Source organism: Methylobacterium sp. B1, assembly GCF_000333255.1.
Taxonomy (GTDB): Bacteria; Pseudomonadota; Alphaproteobacteria; order Rhizobiales; family Beijerinckiaceae; genus Methylobacterium; species Methylobacterium fujisawaense.
In genome coordinates this window covers 1-1550 of sequence record NZ_BACT01001038.1, presented here as the reverse complement: position 1 = coordinate 1550, position 1550 = coordinate 1, and the positions used below count along the sequence as shown (strand labels likewise).

Genomic DNA, 1550 nt, shown 5'->3' with positions numbered 1-1550 from the left:
CGGCATGACGGGCTGCCCGATTGGCCGGTGGTGCGCGACCTGCTCGCCCAGGCCAGCCCGGCCCAGATCGCCGCCGCCAAGGACGCCCTGTCCGGCGGTAGCCGACCGGAATCGAGCAACCGCCCGCGGGTAGCGCTGATCGGCCTGCGCGGCGCCGGCAAATCGACCCTTGGCAAGCTCGCGGCCGAGCGCCTGGGCTGGACCTTCGTGGAACTCAATGCCGAGATCGAACGGGAGAACGCCCTCTCGGTCCAGGAGATCTTCGCGATCTACGGCCAGGAGGGCTACCGCCGGCTGGAGCAGGCGGCCTTGCGTCGCCTCACCGAGCATCCCGGGCCGCTGATTCTGGCCACGAGCGGCGGGATCGTTGCGGAGCCGTTGACCTACGACCTTCTGCTGCAAGCCTTCTACACGATCTGGCTGCGCGCGCGGCCGGAGGAGCACATGAGCCGGGTCCGCGAACAGGGGCACCTCGCGACGACGGGCGACCATGCCTCTGCGATGCAGGAACTGCGGGCCGTCCTGGCGAGCCGCGAGCCGCTCTACGCGCGGGCACCCGCCACGGTGGACACCTCCAACATCCCGGTCCAGACGATGCTGGACCGCCTGACGGCAGCAATCGAGGCGCGGTTCGGCCAAGCTGCGCCGCTGGCGGACTGACCGTCGCTCGTTCGCTGACAGCCATGCGGCCAATGCGGCTTTCGGGTCGCGCCGGCCCTTGATCGCGGCGGTGCAGCGCACCACGCTAGGTCCGAACACGCGGCCCAGCGATGGCCCGGCCCGTCTCCGCCCCGGACAGCGCCCCCTTCCGCTCGATCGGGCGACGGGTCCGCCGCCGCAGGCATGACCGACAGCGAATCCGAAGTTCCGGACATGAGCATCCGCCTATGAGCGCCAGTCCTGCCTTCACGCACCAGTCGCACGACCTCACGCACCTCGACCCGGTCTGGTCGCGGCTGCGCGCAGAGGCGGAGGATGTCCTGCGCACCGAGCCGCAGCTCGCCTCCTTCATCGTGGCGACGATCCTGAACCACACCACGCTGGAGGGCGCGGTCTCCCACCGGGTCGCCGCCCGGCTGGGGCATCCGTCGCTGCCGGCAGAACTCGTCGCCCACGCCTTCCATGAGGCGATCACGGTGGATCCGGACATCGGGCAGGCCTTCCGCGCCGATATCGGTGCGGTGATCGACCGGGATCCGGCGACACTCCGGGCACTGGAACCGGTCCTCTACTTCAAGGGGTTCCACGCGCTCCAGGCTTACCGCCTCGCCCATCATGTCTGGAACCGCGGCCGGCGCGACCTCGCTCTCTACCTCCAGAGCCGGGTCTCGGAGGTGTTCCAGTGCGACATCCATCCGGCGGCGCGGATCGGGCGGGGCGTCTTCCTCGACCACGCCACGGGGCTTGTGGTCGGCTCGACCGCGGTGATCGAGGACGACGTGTCGATCCTCCACGCCGTGACGCTGGGCGGCACCGGCAAGCAGCGCGGCGACCGCCACCCCAAGATCCGCCGCGGCGTGATGATCGGCGCCGGCGCCAAGATCCTGGCA

At 70.5% G+C, this 1550-nt stretch carries 2 protein-coding genes; both read left to right on the top strand.

The window, feature by feature from the left end; translation table 11 throughout:
- On the top strand, nt 1-660 hold a 660-nt coding region (locus I53_RS28980; protein ID WP_043357590.1), incomplete at its 5' end, for a helix-turn-helix transcriptional regulator.
- Between the two features lie 227 nt (nt 661-887).
- Nucleotides 888-1550, top strand: a 663-nt coding sequence (locus tag I53_RS28975; RefSeq protein WP_043357588.1) for a serine acetyltransferase, incomplete at its 3' end; no start/stop codon positions are given.